This is a genomic window from Geodermatophilus sp. SYSU D01106 (assembly GCF_054049995.1).
On the sequence record NZ_JBJGYM010000024.1, the window covers coordinates 49,289 to 65,484 of the forward strand.

A 16,196-nucleotide genomic window follows, 5' to 3' on the forward strand; every position below is an offset into this window, starting at 1 on the left:
CCCCCTGCCCCCCACTCTTCGCAGGCTCGCGGCGGGGCCCTGCAGGGGGGCCGTTCCAGCACCTCACCACCGGCCGGGTGCTGACGTGTACGTCCGGCACCTCCAGCTCGTCGGGTTCCGCAGCTGGGATAGGGTCGACCTGGCGCTGCGGCCGGGGCCGACGGTGTTCGTCGGCCGCAACGGCGAGGGCAAGACCAACCTCGTCGAGGCGGTCGGCTACCTCGCGACCATGGGCAGCCACCGGGTCTCCGGTGACGCGCCCCTGGTGCGGCACGGGGCGCCCCAGGCGGTGGTCCGGGCGGCGCTGCGCCGGGAGGACCGCGAGCTGCTCGTCGAGGTGGAGATCAACCCCGGCCGGGCCAACCGGGTGCGGGTCAACCGCTCCCCGCTGGCCCGGCCGCGGGAGCTGCTCGGCCTGGTGAAGAGCGTGCTGTTCGCCCCGGAGGACCTCGCGCTGGTCCGCGGCGACCCGGCCGAGCGGCGCCGGTTCCTCGACGACCTGCTGGTCAGCCGCACCCCGCGGCTGGCCGGGGTGCGCAGCGACTACGAGCGGGTGCTCAAGCAGCGCAACGCCCTGCTCAAGACCGCGCGGATGGCCCGCGGGGACGCGCTGGCCACCCTCGACGTCTGGGACGCCCACCTCGTCGACCTCGGCGGGCAGCTGCTGGCCGCCCGGCTGGCGCTGGTGGCCGACCTCGCGCCGCACGTGGCGCGGGCCTACGCGACGGTCGCCGGCGCGGGCGCCGCGGTCGCCGGGCTGGGCTACGCGAGCACCGTGCCGCTCGCCGGCGAGGGCGCGCCGCTGGCCGAGGGCGCGCCGACGCCGACGGCGGGCGAGCTGTCGGCGGCGCTGCGCGAGCGGATCGCCGAGCGGCGGCGCGACGAGGTCGACCGCGGGATGACGCTGGTCGGCCCGCACCGCGACGACCTCGTGCTGCACCTGGGCCCCGCGCAGGCCAAGGGCTTCGCCAGCCACGGGGAGTCCTGGTCGCTGGCCCTGGCGCTCAAGCTCGGCTGCTTCGCGCTGCTGCGGGCCGACGGCGAGGAGCCCGTGCTCGTCCTCGACGACGTCTTCGCCACCCTCGACGCCGGGCGGCGGGCCGCGCTGGCCGACGTCGCCCGCTCGGCCGAGCAGACGCTGATCACCGCCGCCGTCCTCGACGACGTCCCGCCCGAGCTCCGGGGCGCCCGCGTGGAGGTCGGCGGCGGACACGCGATCCTGACGGTCGAGAACACGGCCGACGACGAGGGAGGGTCCCCGTGAGCGAGGACCGGCCGGCCCGGCCCAGCGACATCGCCCGCGCCGCGCTGGAGGCGGCCCGCGCGGCCTCCGCCGCCCGGCCCGCGCCCACCCGCCGCCGGGTGGCCGGCCCGCGCCGTCGCTGGACCGGCCCCCGCCCCGGCGACGACGACCCGCAGCCCCTGGGCCGGCTGGTCGACTCCCTGGTGAGCACCCAGGACTGGTCGGAGCAGACCCGCGTCGGGGCGGTGTTCGGCCGCTGGTCGGCGATCGTCGGCGCCGACATCGCCTCGCACTGCCGGCCGGAGACCCTCACCGAGGGCGAGCTCCTCGTCGTCGCGGAGTCCACCGCCTGGGCCACCCAGCTGCGCCTGCTCGCGCCGACGATCCTCGCCAAGCTGCGCGCGTCGGTGGGCGGGGACGTCGTGACCCGGCTGCGCGTTGTCGGACCGACGGCCCCCAGCTGGAAGAAGGGCCCGCGGTCGGTCCGCGGGCGGGGGCCCCGCGACACGTACGGATGAGGACGGAACAGCGATGAGCAGCCCCCGGGACGACGACCCCCGCGACGACCCCCGCGACGACGACCCCCGCCGGCAGGAGCCGGGTCCCCTCGGCGACGACGGTCCCGACGCCCCCGGCGGCGTCCGGCGGGACCCGTCCGCCGGCGGGCCGGTGGTGTCCTGGTCGCCGGCGGCCCCGGGCGGGCCGCGGCCGCGCACGCCCGGCGTCGTCGAGCAGGTCTTCGCCTACCGGGGCGACACCGTCGGGGCGCAGGGCTGGGCGCTGCAGCACGGCTGGACGATCTCCGACGGCACCGCGCCCGAGGACGCCGTGCTGGCCGAGCTGGTCGCCTCCGCGCCGGTGCGCGCGAGCCGCGACCACCGCGCGGCCGGCGTGATGCGCGGTCGCGCCGGCAACCTCGAGCTCGTCGCGTTCGACGTCGTCTACACCGACAAGCGCTACACGGTGCCGGAGTGGGCGGTCACCGCCGCGCCCGTGCTCGTGCCGCTGCCGCCCGGGCTGCGGCTGTCCCCGGCGCGGTTCTGGCGGCACCGCACCGGCGGGCTGCTGCACGTCCCCAGCGGCGACCAGGCGTTCGACGACCGGTGGGTGCTGCTCACCGCCGAGGACGGCCCGGCGGTGCGCCGCCTGGTCGCCGACCCGGCCGTGCGCGACCTGCTGCTGCACAGCGACGACGGCGACGAGTTCTGGGCGGCCGCGGGCCACCTGGCCGCCGTCCGGCCCGACGGGCACCGGCCCGCCCTCATCGAGCACCACGCCCGGCTGCTGACGGCGATGGTCGCCGCCCTGGCCGGCGCCGCCTGAGCCGCGGCCGGCCGGCGACCCCACCGTGACCGTCCCCGCCGAGCCCGCGACGTCCGCGGGCCTCCGCGAGCTGCTGCCGCTCGTCCGTCCGCACCGGCGGGCGCTGCTGGCCGCCGCCGGCCTGTCGCTGGTCGGCGCGGCCGCGGCCCTGGCGCAGCCCGCGCTCACCGGCCGGGTCATCTCCGCCGTCGGCGCGGGCCGGCCGCTGCTGCCCGCCGTCGCGGCGCTGCTGCTGGTCCTGGTCGCCGGCGCCGTGCTCAACGCGTTCCAGTCCTACCTGCTGCAGCGCACGGGGGAGGGCGTCGTCCTCACCACCCGCCGGACCGTCGCCGACCGGCTGCTGCGGCTGCCCGTCGCCGAGTACGACCGGCGGCGCACCGGCGACCTGATGTCCCGCGTGGGCGCCGACACCACCCTGCTGCGCGCGACGGTCACCTCCGGCCTGGTCGAGGTGGTCGGGTCGGCGGTCGTCGCGGTCGGCGCGCTGGTGGCCATGGCGCTCGTCGACGTCTGGCTCCTGCTGGTCACGGTCACCGCCGTCGCGGTCGGCCTGACCGTGGTCGTGGCGAGCAGCCGGCGGATCCGGAAGCTGTCGCGCCGGGCGCAGGAGGAGGTCGGCGCGATGACGGCGGCCGTCGAGCGGGCGCTGTCGGCGGTGCGCACCATCCGGGCCAGCGGCGCCACCGCGCGCGAGGTCGGCACCGTCGGCGCCAGCGCCGAGCGCGCCTACCGCGCCGGGGTCTCGGTGGCCCGGGTGGAGGCGTTCGTGGCGCCGGCCGGCGCGATCGCCGTCCAGGGCGCGTTCCTCGCCGTCCTCGGCCTGGGCGGCTACCGGGTGGCCACCGGCTCGATCGCCGTCGCCGACCTCGTCGCGTTCATCCTCTACCTGTTCCTGCTGGTGATGCCGCTGGGCCAGGCCGTCGGCGCCTGGACGCAGCTGCAGACCGGCCTCGGCGCGCTGGCCCGCATCCAGGAGGTGCTGGTCCTCCAGCCCGAGCGCGACGACGTCGCCGAGGTCGGCGGCGCGACCGCCGCCCCGCGCGCCCCGGCCGCCGGGGTGCCGCTGCTCGAGCTCGACGACGTCTCGTTCGCCTACCCCGACGGCACCCGCGTCCTCGACGGGGTGTCGCTGTCGGTGCCGGCCGGCAGCCGCGTGGCGCTGGTCGGCCCGTCCGGTGCCGGCAAGTCGACGGTGCTGGCGCTGGTCGAGGGCTTCTACCCGCTGTCGGGCGGCACGATCCGGTGGGCGGGCACCGACGTCCGGGAGCTGCCGCGGGCGGCGCTGCGCGCGCGGCTCGGCTACGTCGAGCAGGAGGCGCCGGTGCTGGCCGGCACCGTGCGGGAGAACCTGCTGCTGGCCGCGCCGGACGCCGCCGACGACGAGCTGTGGGCGGTGCTGGCCGACGTCGGCCTCACCGGCGTCGTGCAGCGCTCGCCGCGCGGGCTCGACGTGCCGGTCGGGGACGAGGGCGTGCTGCTGTCCGGCGGCGAGCGGCAGCGGCTGGCGATCGCGCGCTCCCTGCTGGCCCGCCCGGCGCTGCTGCTGCTCGACGAGCCGACCGCGAGCCTCGACGCCCGCAACGAGAACCTGCTCCGGGAGACGCTGGCCGCCGCGGCCGCCGACCGGGCGCTGCTCGTCGTCGCCCACCGGCTGTCCACCGTGCTCGACAGCGACCAGATCGTCGTCCTCGACGCGGGCCGCGTCGTCGCTCGCGGGACGCACGCCGAGCTGGTCGACACCAGCCCGCTGTACCGCGAGCTCGCCGCCGCGCAGCTGCTGGTCTGACCCCCGCCGGTCCGGCGCCGCGTTCCACGTGGAACCGCGCGACCGGCCCAGCGCCCCTGGGTGGGCGTGTCGGGCCCGGGGGCAACACCGGTGGTGCAGCCGGTGCCGCGAGTGGCGCAGAACGGACGTCAGGGGCTGCGTGACGCCGTTCCTGTCGGTGGACCCGGTAACATGGAGGCCAGGAATCCCCAGCATCCGGCTGAGCGGCGCTGTGCGCCCTCGGAGCCCCTCCCCAGGTGGGAGGGCCGGCGCGCCGGCTGCTCGACAGAAGGGCCCCACGTGGTCGCTCGGACCCAGACCGACACCAGCTACTCCGGCAGCTCCATCACCGTCCTCGAGGGGCTCGAGGCGGTCCGCAAGCGGCCCGGCATGTACATCGGCTCCACCGGTGAGCGCGGCCTGCACCACATGGTGTGGGAGGTCGTCGACAACTCCGTCGACGAGGCGCTGGCCGGCTTCTGCGACACCGTCCGCGTCACGCTGCTGGCCGACGGCGGCGTCCGCGTCGAGGACAACGGCCGCGGCATCCCGGTCGACATGCACCCGCGCGAGAAGCGCCCGACGGTCGAGGTCGTCATGACCGTGCTGCACGCCGGTGGCAAGTTCGACGGCAAGAGCTACGCGGTCTCCGGCGGTCTGCACGGCGTCGGCGTCACCGTCGTCAACGCGCTGTCCACCTCGCTCGACGTCCGCATCTGGCGCGACGGCCGCGAGTGGCACCAGTCCTACGCGATGGCCAAGCCCGGTCCGCTCGAGGAGATCGGCGCCACCACCAAGCGCGGCACCCAGATCACCTTCTGGGCCGACGGCGACATCTTCGAGACGACGACCTACTCGTTCGACACGATCAGCCGCCGGCTGCAGGAGATGGCCTTCCTCAACAAGGGCCTGACCATCGTCCTGCGCGACGAGCGGCCCGGCCGCGGCAAGGCCGAGACCGGCCTGGCCGAGGAGACCTCCGTCGCCGACGCGGCGCCGGCGCCCGGCCACGAGGACGCCGCCTTCGAGCCCACCGAGATCACCTACCGGTACGACGGCGGCCTCGAGGACTACGTCCGCCACATCAACGCCAAGAAGACGCCGATCCACCGCTCGATCGTCGGCTTCGGCGCCGAGGGCACCGGCAAGAACGACATGCGGATGAGCGTCGAGGTCGCGATGCAGTGGTCCGACGCCTACTCGGAGTCGGTCTACTCGTTCGCCAACACGATCAACACGCACGAGGGCGGCACCCACGAGGAGGGCTTCCGCACCGCGCTGACGTCGATCGTCAACCGGTACGCCGTCGAGAAGAAGCTCCTCAAGGAGAAGGACGAGAAGCTCACCGGCGAGGACATCCGCGAAGGTCTGGCCGCGATCGTCTCGGTCAAGATCGGCGACCCGCAGTTCGAGGGCCAGACGAAGACCAAGCTCGGCAACACCGAGGTCAAGGGCTTCGTGCAGCGCATCTGCAACGAGCAGATCTCGCACTGGTTCGAGGCGAACCCGACCGAGGCCAAGACCATCATCACCAAGGCCGCCTCGGCCGCCCGCGCCCGCCGCGCGGCGCAGGACGCCCGCAAGCTCGCCCGCAAGAACCTGCTGAGCAACAACTCGCTGCCGGGCAAGCTGGCCGACTGCCGCTCCACCGACCCCCGCGCCTCGGAGATCTACATCGTCGAGGGCGACTCCGCCGGCGGGTCGGCCAAGTCCGGCCGCGACTCGATGTTCCAGGCGATCCTGCCGATCCGCGGCAAGATCATCAACGTCGAGAAGGCGCGCATCGACCGGGTCCTCAAGAACAACGAGGTCCAGTCGATGATCACCGCCTTCGGCACCGGCATCCACGACGAGTTCGACCTGACGAAGCTGCGGTACCACAAGATCGTCCTGATGGCCGACGCCGACGTCGACGGCCAGCACATCCGCACGCTGCTGCTCACCCTGCTGTTCCGCTTCATGCGGCCGCTGGTGGAGGCCGGGCACGTCTACCTGGCGCAGCCGCCGCTGTACAAGATCAAGTGGGGCGGCAAGGTCGGCGACGAGTACGTCTACACCGACAAGGAGCGCGACGCCGTCCTCAAGGCGGGTGCCGAGGCCGGCCGCAAGCTGCCCAAGGACGACGCGATCCAGCGGTTCAAGGGCCTCGGCGAGATGAACGCGACCGAGCTGTGGGAGACCACGATGAACCCCGAGACCCGCGTGCTGCTGCAGGTCACGCTCGAGGACGCCGCCACCGCCGACGAGCTGTTCAGCGTGCTGATGGGCGAGGACGTCGACGCCCGCCGCAGCTTCATCACCCGCAACGCCAAGGACGTCCGCTTCCTCGATGTCTGAGACCGGCGGCGTGTGACGCGCAGGCCACCGGGAGGAGTCCTCCCGGTGGCCGCCACACGTCGCTGACCTGCGACTTCGTCCACCGACTGTGCACCGACCTGTGGAGACCCGAACGTGACCGAGACCCCGTACCGCGACCGCGTCGAGCCGGTCGACCTCCAGCAGGAGATGCAGCGGTCCTACATCGACTACGCGATGAGCGTGATCGTGGGCCGCGCGCTGCCCGAGGTGCGCGACGGCCTCAAGCCGGTGCACCGCCGCGTGCTGTTCGCCATGTACGACCAGGGCTTCCGCCCCGACCGCGGCTACGTCAAGTGCGCCCGCGTCGTCGGCGAGGTCATGGGTAACTACCACCCGCACGGCGACAGCTCGATCTACGACGCCCTCGTGCGGCTGGCCCAGCCCTGGTCCATGCGCTACCCGCTGGTCGACGGCCAGGGCAACTTCGGCTCGCCGGGCAACGACCCGGCGGCGGCCATGCGCTACACCGAGGCCCGGCTGACGCCGCTGGCCATGGAGATGCTGGCCAACATCGACGAGGAGACCGTCGACTTCCAGCCCAACTACGACGGCAAGAACCAGGAGCCGCTGGTCCTGCCGGGGCGCATCCCCAACCTGCTCATCAACGGCTCGGCCGGCATCGCCGTCGGCATGGCCACGAACATGCCGCCGCACAACCTGCGCGAGGTCGCCGACGCGGTGTTCTGGGTGCTCGAGCACCCCGACGCCGAGCCCGAGGAGGCCCTCACCGCGTGCATGGAGCGGATCAAGGGCCCCGATTTCCCCACCTACGGCCTGATCGTCGGCCGCGACGGCATCGAGGACGCCTACCGCACCGGCCGCGGTTCGGTCCGGATGCGCGCGGTGGTCACCGTCGAGGAGGACGCCCGCGGCCGCGTGCAGCTCGTCGTCACCGAGCTGCCCTACCAGGTCAACCCGGACAACCTGGCCGAGGCGATCGCCGACGCCGTCAAGGACGGCCGGCTGCAGGGCATCAGCGAGATCGCCGACGAGTCCAGCGACCGCGTGGGCCGCCGGCTGGTCATCACCCTGCGCCGCGACGCCGTCGCCAAGGTCGTGCTGAACAACCTGTACAAGCACACCCAGCTGCAGACGTCGTTCGGCTGCAACATGCTCTCGATCGTCGACGGCGTCCCGCGGACGCTGCGCCTCGACGAGCTCGTCCGCCTCTACGTCGACCATCAGATCGAGGTCATCCAGCGGCGGACGCGCTACCGGCTGCGCAAGGCCGAGGAGCGCGCGCACATCCTGCGCGGCTGGGCCAAGGCGCTCGACCAGCTCGACGCCGTCATCGCGCTGATCCGCAGCAGCCCGTCGGCCGACGAGGCCCGCACCGGCCTGATGGAGCTCCTCGACGTCGACGAGATCCAGGCCGTCTCCATCCTCGACCTGCAGCTGCGCCGGCTGGCCGCCCTCGAGCGCCAGCGGATCATGGACGAGCTCGCCGAGATCGAGGCCCGCATCGCCGACCTGCAGGCGATCCTCGACTCGCCCGAGCGGCAGCGGCAGATCATCCGCGACGAGCTGGCCGAGATCGTCGAGAAGTACGGCGACGACCGCCGCACGAAGTTCATCGCCAACGACGGCGACGTGACGATGGAGGACCTCATCGCGGAGGAGGAGGTCGTCGTCACCATCACCCGCACCGGCTACGCGAAGCGGACCAAGAGCGACCTCTACCGGTCCCAGCGCCGCGGCGGGAAGGGCGTCATGGGCGCCCAGCTCAAGCAGGACGACCTCGTCGACCACTTCTTCGTGGGCTCCACCCACGACTGGATCCTGTTCTTCACGACCAAGGGCCGGGTGTACCGGGCCAAGGCCTACGAGCTGCCCGAGGCCAACCGCACGGCCCGCGGCCAGCACGTGGCCAACCTCCTGGCGTTCCAGCCCGACGAGAAGATCGCCCAGGTCATGCAGATCAAGGACTACGGCGTCGCGCCGTACCTGGTCCTGGCCACCGCCAACGGGCAGGTGAAGAAGACCCGGCTGTCGGACTTCGACTCCCCGCGCAGCGGCGGCGTCATCGCGATCAACCTGCGCGAGGGCGACGAGCTCGTCGGCGCCGCGCTCATCGACCCGGAGCAGGACCTGCTGCTGGTCACCCGCTCGGCGATGTCGATCCGCTTCAAGGCCGACGACGCGACGCTGCGGCCGATGGGCCGGGCCACCGAGGGTGTCCGCGGCATCTCGCTGGCCCCCGGCGACCGGCTGCTGGCGATGATGGTCGTGGAGGAGGGCGTCGACGTCCTCGTCGCCACCGAGCGCGGTTTCGCCAAGCGCACCGGCATCGAGAACTACCCGCCGCAGGGCCGCGGCGGCAAGGGCGTGCTCACCGCCGACCCCAAGGCGCGCAAGGGCGCCCTGGTCGGGGCCTTGGCGGTGCGGCTGGGCGACGAGCTGTACGCCATCACCTCCGGCGGCGGCGTCATCCGGACCCCGGTCAACGGGGTGCGCCACAACAAGGACCGGGCCACCATGGGTGTCAAGCTCATGAACTTGCCCGAGGACGTGTCGATCGTGGCGATCGCGCGGACGACGGACAACGACGAGCCCGCCGCCTAGGGTGAGACCGGGAGCACGGCGCGTGGTGGCCACCGGCCGCCACGCGCCCCCGGCTCCCGCTGACGGACACGACCGGCGCCCGGGCGCCACCGGCACCCCGCCGGTCACCCCGGGCGCGAAAGCGCGGCGAGGGCCGCAGGCGAACGGGAGAACGGCATGAGCGACCGGCCGCAGGCGGTGCGCACCGGGGTCCGCCCGGAGGGCGCAGCCGGAGCGGACGGAGCCCCGGCGACGGGCTCGGCGCCCGCCACCGGGCAGACGCCGGCCGCCCCGGCCGGCGCGTCCGCGGTGGGGGCCGCCCCCGCCGGCGCGGGCTCCCCGGGTGCCGCCCCCTCCGCCCCGGCGGCGTCGCTGACCAAGCCGATCAGCAGCGCGGTGCCGGCGCAGCAGGCGGTCCCGGCCGACGCGACCGTCCCGCCGCCGTCGGCCGGCCAGGGCGTGCCGCCGGCGGGCAGCCGCGTGCCGCAGCAGGCACCGCAGCAGGTGGCCTCCCAGGCCCCCGCCCAGCAGGCGCCGCAGCAGGCCCAGCAGCAGGCCCCGCAGCAGCAGGGCCAGCAGCAGCAGGGCCAGGCGGCCGGCCGGCCGGCCAAGAACCGCGGCAACCGCGGCCCGCGGCGCGCCCGCCTGCAGCTGCGGCACATCGACACCTGGTCGGCGCTGAAGATCTCGCTGGTCGTGTCGATCGCGATGTTCTTCATCTGGATGGTCGCGGTCGGGATCCTCTTCGGCGTCCTGTCCGGCCTGGGCGTCTTCGACACCCTCAACGACCTGTTCGGCCAGCTGGGCACCGCGTCCGGCGGCGAGGGCGGCGGCGACGTCATCACCCCGGGCATCGTCTTCGGCGGCGCGGCCGTCATCGGCGCGATCAACATCGTGCTGATGACCGCGCTGTGCACCGTCGCGGCGTTCATCTACAACCTCTGCGCCGACCTCGTCGGCGGCCTCGAGGTCACCCTCGCCGAGCGCGACTAGGACGGTCCGGGGCCCCGCCCGCCGGGGCCCCGGGACGCCCTTGTACGCTTGCTGAGGTTCACGGGCCTGTAGCTCAGGCGGTTAGAGCGCATCCCTGATAAGGATGAGGCCGGAGGTTCAAGTCCTCCCAGGCCCACCCGTGTACCGGTGCCCCGAGCACCGCGGCAGCGCGGCCCCGTCCGGCGCCGCGGTCGTCCCCAGGAGGTACCGAGTGCTCAAGCAGCTGGCCCTGGTCGCCGCGGCGGCCGGTGCCGCCGTCGTCGCCGTCCGCCGTCGTTCCGCCGGCGCGGGCAGGGGCGAGGCCGACCTGTGGCACGAGGCCACCAACGGCCCGCAGGCCGTCAGCCGCCCCACCACCCGCTGACCCGCGGCCCCCGCGAGGGGGCCGTCCCGGGGACGTAGCTCAATTGGCAGAGCACCGCCTTTGCAAGGCGGGGGTTAGGGGTTCGATTCCCCTCGTCTCCACCCACTGACCTACGGATCCACCTCCGTGGGAGTCCAAGGGAGCCCTCCCACGGCATCACGGTCCGCACGACGTCCGCGACCCGTCGCGGCGTACGCCCACACCCTGTTCAGCCGATCGGCCACTCGGGCGCCGTGTCAGCTGCTCACGGATGGTCCGGAGCCAGTCAGCGAGAAACGCCACCGGTACGGCGGCTCGCCTTGACAAGCTCGTCGGCGGTGCGGAACCGTCCGTCGTCGCCGTGGAGGGCTGCTCTCCGCGTTGACGATGGTGCAGGGGTCGGCATGGCGAAGTTCAAGTTCCATAGCAGGGTGATGCTCCTTCGCACCCTGCACTGGCTCGGTTGCCGTTTCCCCGTCAACGGTAGGTCGACGCCCACCCCGTCCGAGCTGCCCAGCAGTCCCGACCTCCTCGTCGCGCCATCCCGCATACCCGGTGCGGGGCTCGGGGCTTTCGCTCGCCGGCCGTTCGCGCCGGGTGAAGAAGTGAGCGTCTATTCCGGCACCACGCTGTCCACCGTCCAGGCTCTCCGCACTCCGGACTGGCGATATGTGGTGGGCCTTGGCAAGAGCCGCAAGGGCCGACGGGTCTGGATAGATGCCCGGACGCGCCCGGAGGTCCTCGCACGCTACGTCAATCACCACTTCGATGCGGAGCGGCGGAACATCCGTACGGACGTGCGTCCGGACGACGGCACGTGGGTGATGACGGCAAGTCGGCCGATCGCAGAGGGGGACGAGCTCTACTGCGACTACGGGAGCTTCTACTGGCACGTCGTGGACCGCGAGACGCTGCGCGGCCGATCAGGGCGCTGACGGCACGCCGCTGTCTGGGCCGATCCGCCCACGGCCGTGGTCGGGGCTGTGCTGGAGCGATCGACGCCCATGCGAGCGGGTGGGTGACGGACCTGACTGCCGTACTGAGGGATCCGGGCCGATTGCCGCCTCCTGTACGCCGGCCTGGCTCACGAGCCAGCCGTCGCGGGCCGCGGGCCGGTGCCGTGCGGTCCGGACGCCGCCCTGCGGAGTCGCACCCGTGCGATCGCGGCCATCAGTACGTAGGTGACCAGGACGCCGCACGCCACGCCGTGAGAGCCGAGCGCCGAGTACCCGATCGCGGCGAGACCGACCAGGAGCACGCAGCCGACGAGCGCGCCGACAGCACCGGTACGCAGGTCGCGGAGGCCGGCGCAGGCTGCGGAGTCGAAGAGGTAGCTGGCGTAAGGGACGCCGGCCGCGCAGAAGATCGGCAACAGGGTCCGGGCGTCCACGAACGCGTCCCCGAGGAGGAGGGGGATCACGAACCACCCGCACAGCCCGACCGCAGCGGCCGTCAGGCCGGTGAGCGACAGGACCAGCACATGGGTCCGGCGCCACGTGTCCAGCGTTCCTCGCGCGGCGGTCTTGCGCGTGATGAGCGCCGTCAGCGCCATCGGGGCCACGCCGCTCATCGCGGCGAACGTCGAGGCGGCGCTGTAGATGCCGACCTGTTCCGCAGGCCCGAGTGCGCCGAGGACGAGCCTGTCGCCGATGGAGACGAACGACTGGCCGAGCGCAGCCACCAGCGCCAGCCGGCTCAAGCCGAGAAGTCCTCGGGCGCGCCGCCACCACTCCCCGGCGTCGACGCCTGGGGGCCGGCTGCCCTCCCCCCGCCGACCAAGGACCACCCCGACGGCCGCTGCACCGGAGAAGCAGGCGCTCGCGATGCACAGCGCGGTCGTGGGCGAGTAGTTGCCGCTTGTGTACGCGACGACGATCAAGCACAGCTGGACGACCGCGGCGACGACGTCGATGACAACGGACGTCCGGTGCTGGCCCAGCCCGTGCAAGCCATCCCGGACGAGGTGCCCGATCAGTGCGGTGGCGGAGTACAGGACGAAGCCGAGCTGGACGCCGGGACCGGCCGACGACAGCAGGGACAGCAGGAAGGCGCCCACCGTGGCGCTGAACGCGACATGAACAGCGGTGAGGACTCCGGCCAGTCGGAGGTAGCGCGACCAGGTCCACCAGGAGCCTGGCTCGGCGAGGACCACCCGAGAGGCCGCGCCTGTGCCCATACTCGCGATCAGCAGCAGCAGGCTTCCCAGAGTCGTCGCGAGGACCAGATGGCCGCGGTCGGCTGGCCCCAGCCAGCGGGCCGAGAGCAGTCCGACACCCATCTGGACGCCCGCGTGGACGATCGACCAGAGCGGCACCTGGACGTTGCCGAGGCGCGCCGTCCGCGGCGGGCCTGACCTCGTCCGAGCGAGGATGCCGACCTTCATCCAGGAGTGTCCTGGTAGACGTTGCCCCTCCACGTCAACGGTGCCCCCGTCCTGCCACTCGACTCCGAGCCGGCGATCCGGGGCGGGAGGTAGCCGCTCCGCCCGATCCCCCGAACGGCCTCGCCCGTCTGCATCGCCGACAGGGATGATCGCGGTCCCCGATGCAGTCCTTTCCTGGTCGTGTTCCGCCGGGGGTGGACCAGCGGGCTCCGCCATCAGCCGGCGTCACCGCTGCCCACGGCATCCGGCGACTCGTGATCGGCCAACCGGGCGGCTGGTAAGCGCTCGGTCTGGAGGTCCGCCTGGATCTCACGCGCGTCCGCGAGGAGCCGGAGGAAGTCCGTTCTGCTGATGACCTGAGCACCGAGAGCACGCGTGTGGGCAGTGATGTACTGGCAGTCGACGCCCACGCCGCCGGCCTTCCGTACCCGGCTGGCCAGATCGACGAGGGCCACCTTCGACGCATGGTCAACCGTGTGGAAGAGGGAGTCGGCGCTGACCAGACCACCGGTCTGGACACCGAACGTCCCGCCGATCAGCCGGCCGTCAGCGTCCCAGACCTCCAGGCTGTGCGCCTCCCCCCGCCGGTGCAACTCGCGCAGTGCCTCGCGCATGGGGCTGGTGATCCAGGTCCACTCCCGGTCTGCGCAGTGCCGCATCACCTCCTCGAAGGCCTCGTCGAGGCTGGTGACCCATCCCCTCTGCAGCAGTCGCCGACGCAACGTCCGGCCGAGGTGCACCGACCCGGCATCGAGAAGCGCCCGTTGGCGCGGTGAGTGCCAGGGGACGAGTGGGAGCCGCTGTGATCGCGGGAACGGGAAGTGGCCGGCGTCCGCGCGGCGGCGGACTTCGTCCGGAGATACGCCGATGGTGATCCGGGCGAGTTCACCAACCGCGATCTGGCGGATCGCACGGCCGACCATCCGCAGGCCTGTGGCACGAGACACCGAGCCCACCCTTCGTCCGGGGGCACCGGAGCCTAGTGATCGACGTAGAGGCGGCGGCCGACTTCGCGCGCGGCGACAGTCGCGCCGCCAGGATGAGTCCCTGCGAACGGGCGTGCCACGCAAGCCGCGGCAGGGATCCCGAGTCCGCGGCGGTCGCGCTGGCCCCCGCCACCGGGTGGGCCCTCGTCCGGCTCGGCGTGCTGGCGGACCCGCTCGCCGGCCTGGAGGAGGCCGCCGTCGCCCACCCGTGGGTGGTCGTGGTGGGCCTCGCGGCGGTGGCGCTGGCCTGCCGGCTGGCCGACCGGGACGGGGCCGGGCGAGCCGGGAGCGTCTCCGTTGACGCCGGCCCGGCGACGGGGCCAGGGTCCCGGCTGCCTGCCCAGCGGCAGGCCGGCGCCGGACGGCCGGAACGAGGCCGCCCTCCCCGCGCCCCCGGCCCCCGGGCCGCCGGCGCACCCGGGCCCGCCCCGCGGGCTCCCCGCACCCACCCGCACCCCCAGGGATGGCCATGACCATCGACCAGGACCGCCTCGATGCCCTGCTCGGCCGCTTCGTCACCGACGTCGGGGCCGGCTTCCACGCCGTCAACGCCGTCATCGGCGACCGGCTCGGCCTGTACCAGGCGCTCGCCGCCGTGATGCCCGCGACGCCGGAGGACGTCGCCCGGCACGCAGGCGTCGACGAGCGGCACGTCCGCGAGTGGCTGTCCGGCCAGGCCGCCGGCGGCTACGTCACCTACGACCCCGACACCGAGCGGTTCTCGCTCACCGAGGAGCAGGCCTTCCTGCTCGCCGCGCCCGACGGCATGCAGGCCGCCGCGGCCTTCCACCTCCCGGTCGCGCTCGCCCGCAACGTCGAGCCGGTGACCGAGGCGGTGCGCACCGGCAGCGGCTTCGCCTGGCACCGGCACGACCCCGAGCTGTTCGAGGGCACCGAGCGCTTCTTCCGGCCGGGCTACGCCGCCGCGCTGGTCCCGTCGTGGATCCCCGCGCTCGACGGCGTGGAGGAGCGGCTGCGCACCGGCGCCCGGGTGGCCGACGTCGGCTGCGGTCACGGCGCCTCCAGCCTGCTGATGGCGCAGGCCTATCCGGCCACGACGGTCACCGGCTTCGACTACCACCGGGGCTCGGTCGAGGTGGCCGGCAAGCGGGCGGGCGACGCCGGCCTCGGCCACCGGGTGTCGTTCGAGGTGGCCTCGGCCGCGGACTTCCCGGGCAGCGGCTACGACCTGGTCACCGTCTTCGACGCGCTGCACGACATGCCCGACCCGCTCACCGCGGCGCGGCACGTGCGGGAGGCGCTCGCCGACGACGGCGTGTTCATGCTGGTCGAGCCCTTCGCCGGCGACCGGCTGGAGGACAACCTCGACCCGGTGGGCCGGCTCTACTACACGGCGTCCACGGCGATCTGCGTCGCGCACTCCAAGACCGCGCCGCCCGCGACGGCGCTCGGCGCCCAGGCCGGCGAGGCCCGGCTGACGGCGCTGCTGCGCGAGGCCGGCTTCACGCGGGTCCGCCGGGCGGCCAGCACGCCGTTCAACCTGGTGCTGGAGGCCCGGCCCTGACCTCCGCCCCGGCGGGGCGGGCCCGGACCCGCCCCGCCGGGGGATGGGAGAGTGGGGACGTGACCGAATCGACCTCGCCCGCCCGCCGCGCGGTGCTGCACACCAACCACGGCGACATCACCGTCGACCTGTTCCCGGACCACGCGCCCAAGACGGTCGCGAACTTCGCGGACCTGGCCGAGGGCCGCCGTGAGTGGACGCACCCGGCCACCCGGCAGAAGACCACCGACAAGCTCTACGACGGCACGATCTTCCACCGGGTCATCTCCGGCTTCATGATCCAGGGCGGCGACCCGCTGGGTCAGGGCTTCGGCGGCCCCGGCTACCAGTTCGGCGACGAGTTCCACCCCGAGCTGCAGTTCGACCGGCCCTACCTCCTCGCGATGGCCAACGCCGGCCCCGGCACCAACGGCTCGCAGTTCTTCATCACCGTGGGCCCGACCCCGCACCTGAACCGCAAGCACTCGATCTTCGGCGAGGTGACCGACCCGGCCAGCCGCGAGGTCGTCGACCGCATCGCCACCGTCCGCACCGGCCGCAACGACAAGCCCGTCGAGGACGTCGTCATCCAGTCGGTCGAGGTGCAGCGCAGCTGACCGGTTCCCCGCCCGACGAGGGCGCCGGCGGCGCGGGGGCGCCCCCCGCCCCCCCCCCCCCCCCCACCAACCCCCCCCCCGCCCCGGCCCCCGGGGGGGGGGCGCGGCGCGGGCCCCGCCCCGAAATACCCGCCCTGCAG

13 protein-coding genes and 2 tRNA genes are annotated in these 16,196 nt (G+C 73.8%); 13 read left to right on the forward strand and 2 right to left on the reverse strand.

What is annotated here, in order from left to right:
• The first annotated feature begins 85 nt into the window (after window positions 1-85).
• The 11 genes from recF (at window position 86) to ACI78R_RS20235 (ending at window position 11,501) form a co-directional block, all read left to right on the forward strand.
• The gene (gene recF, locus ACI78R_RS20185) at window positions 86-1,264 is read left to right on the forward strand and encodes a DNA replication/repair protein RecF (RefSeq protein WP_457042050.1); all 1,179 of its coding nucleotides are present in this window, start codon (window positions 86-88) and stop codon (window positions 1,262-1,264) included.
• The gene (locus tag ACI78R_RS20190; protein WP_073422079.1) at window positions 1,261-1,761 is read left to right on the forward strand and encodes a DUF721 domain-containing protein; all 501 of its coding nucleotides are present in this window, start codon (window positions 1,261-1,263) and stop codon (window positions 1,759-1,761) included. The genes recF and ACI78R_RS20190 overlap by 4 nt, the downstream gene beginning before the upstream one ends.
• Window positions 1,762-1,774: 13 nt before the next feature.
• Entirely contained in the window at window positions 1,775-2,566 is a 792-nt protein-coding gene (locus ACI78R_RS20195) for a hypothetical protein (protein ID WP_457042051.1), read from the forward strand.
• A 25-nt stretch (window positions 2,567-2,591) separates the two neighbouring features.
• On the forward strand, window positions 2,592-4,352 hold the full coding sequence (locus ACI78R_RS20200) for an ABC transporter ATP-binding protein (protein WP_457042052.1): 1,761 nt from the start codon (window positions 2,592-2,594) through the stop codon (window positions 4,350-4,352).
• A gap of 279 nt (window positions 4,353-4,631) precedes the next feature.
• Window positions 4,632-6,668 carry a DNA topoisomerase (ATP-hydrolyzing) subunit B gene (gene gyrB / locus ACI78R_RS20205; RefSeq protein WP_073422081.1) on the forward strand — a complete coding sequence of 679 codons (2,037 nt, stop codon included), beginning with the start codon at window positions 4,632-4,634 and terminating at the stop codon, window positions 6,666-6,668.
• A 114-nt stretch (window positions 6,669-6,782) separates the two neighbouring features.
• Window positions 6,783-9,251 (forward strand): DNA gyrase subunit A, encoded by a 2,469-nt coding sequence (gene gyrA / locus ACI78R_RS20210; protein WP_073422082.1) that lies wholly within the window; start codon window positions 6,783-6,785, stop codon window positions 9,249-9,251.
• A gap of 156 nt (window positions 9,252-9,407) precedes the next feature.
• Window positions 9,408-10,223, forward strand: coding sequence for a DUF3566 domain-containing protein (locus tag ACI78R_RS20215; protein WP_457042053.1), 816 nt, complete (start codon window positions 9,408-9,410; stop codon window positions 10,221-10,223).
• 62 nt (window positions 10,224-10,285) lie between these two features.
• Window positions 10,286-10,359: transfer RNA gene (locus tag ACI78R_RS20220), tRNA-Ile, on the forward strand.
• 75 nt (window positions 10,360-10,434) lie between these two features.
• Complete coding sequence (locus ACI78R_RS20225) at window positions 10,435-10,587, forward strand: DLW-39 family protein (RefSeq protein WP_175562937.1); 153 nt, start codon at window positions 10,435-10,437, stop codon at window positions 10,585-10,587.
• A 28-nt stretch (window positions 10,588-10,615) separates the two neighbouring features.
• Window positions 10,616-10,688, forward strand: a tRNA-Ala gene (locus ACI78R_RS20230).
• Window positions 10,689-10,970: 282 nt separating this feature from the next.
• Window positions 10,971-11,501, forward strand: coding sequence for an SET domain-containing protein-lysine N-methyltransferase (locus tag ACI78R_RS20235; protein WP_457042054.1), 531 nt, complete (start codon window positions 10,971-10,973; stop codon window positions 11,499-11,501).
• Window positions 11,502-11,650: 149 nt separating this feature from the next.
• On the opposite strand, the gene ACI78R_RS20240 is transcribed toward ACI78R_RS20235, so the two are convergent.
• Both ACI78R_RS20240 and ACI78R_RS20245 read right to left on the reverse strand, forming a co-directional pair.
• Window positions 11,651-12,949, reverse strand: coding sequence for a lipopolysaccharide biosynthesis protein (locus ACI78R_RS20240; protein ID WP_457042055.1), 1,299 nt, complete (start codon window positions 12,947-12,949; stop codon window positions 11,651-11,653).
• Between the two features lie 215 nt (window positions 12,950-13,164).
• Window positions 13,165-13,872: a leucyl/phenylalanyl-tRNA--protein transferase gene (locus ACI78R_RS20245; protein WP_457042056.1), complete on the reverse strand. Its 708-nt coding sequence runs from the start codon at window positions 13,870-13,872 to the stop codon at window positions 13,165-13,167.
• A gap of 532 nt (window positions 13,873-14,404) precedes the next feature.
• Between ACI78R_RS20245 and ACI78R_RS20250 the strand changes: the two genes are divergently transcribed.
• Both ACI78R_RS20250 and ACI78R_RS20255 read left to right on the forward strand, forming a co-directional pair.
• On the forward strand, window positions 14,405-15,460 hold the full coding sequence (locus tag ACI78R_RS20250) for a class I SAM-dependent methyltransferase (RefSeq protein WP_457042057.1): 1,056 nt from the start codon (window positions 14,405-14,407) through the stop codon (window positions 15,458-15,460).
• A 59-nt stretch (window positions 15,461-15,519) separates the two neighbouring features.
• Window positions 15,520-16,056, forward strand: coding sequence for a peptidylprolyl isomerase (locus ACI78R_RS20255; RefSeq protein ID WP_073422086.1), 537 nt, complete (start codon window positions 15,520-15,522; stop codon window positions 16,054-16,056).
• The last annotated feature ends 140 nt before the right edge of the window (window positions 16,057-16,196 follow it).

What these genes read in the sequence shown, in the direction of transcription:
- ACI78R_RS20235 (WP_457042054.1), top strand. Translation starts at nt 10,971, where the DNA reads ATGGCGAAGTTCAAGTTCCATAGCAGGGTGATGCTCCTTCGCACCCTG.
- ACI78R_RS20250 (WP_457042057.1), top strand. Translation starts at nt 14,405, where the DNA reads ATGACCATCGACCAGGACCGCCTCGATGCCCTGCTCGGCCGCTTCGTC.
- ACI78R_RS20195 (WP_457042051.1), top strand. Translation starts at nt 1,775, where the DNA reads ATGAGCAGCCCCCGGGACGACGACCCCCGCGACGACCCCCGCGACGAC.
- ACI78R_RS20215 (WP_457042053.1), top strand. Translation starts at nt 9,408, where the DNA reads ATGAGCGACCGGCCGCAGGCGGTGCGCACCGGGGTCCGCCCGGAGGGC.
- ACI78R_RS20245 (WP_457042056.1), bottom strand. Translation starts at nt 13,872, where the DNA reads ATGGTCGGCCGTGCGATCCGCCAGATCGCGGTTGGTGAACTCGCCCGG.
- ACI78R_RS20240 (WP_457042055.1), bottom strand. Translation starts at nt 12,949, where the DNA reads ATGAAGGTCGGCATCCTCGCTCGGACGAGGTCAGGCCCGCCGCGGACG.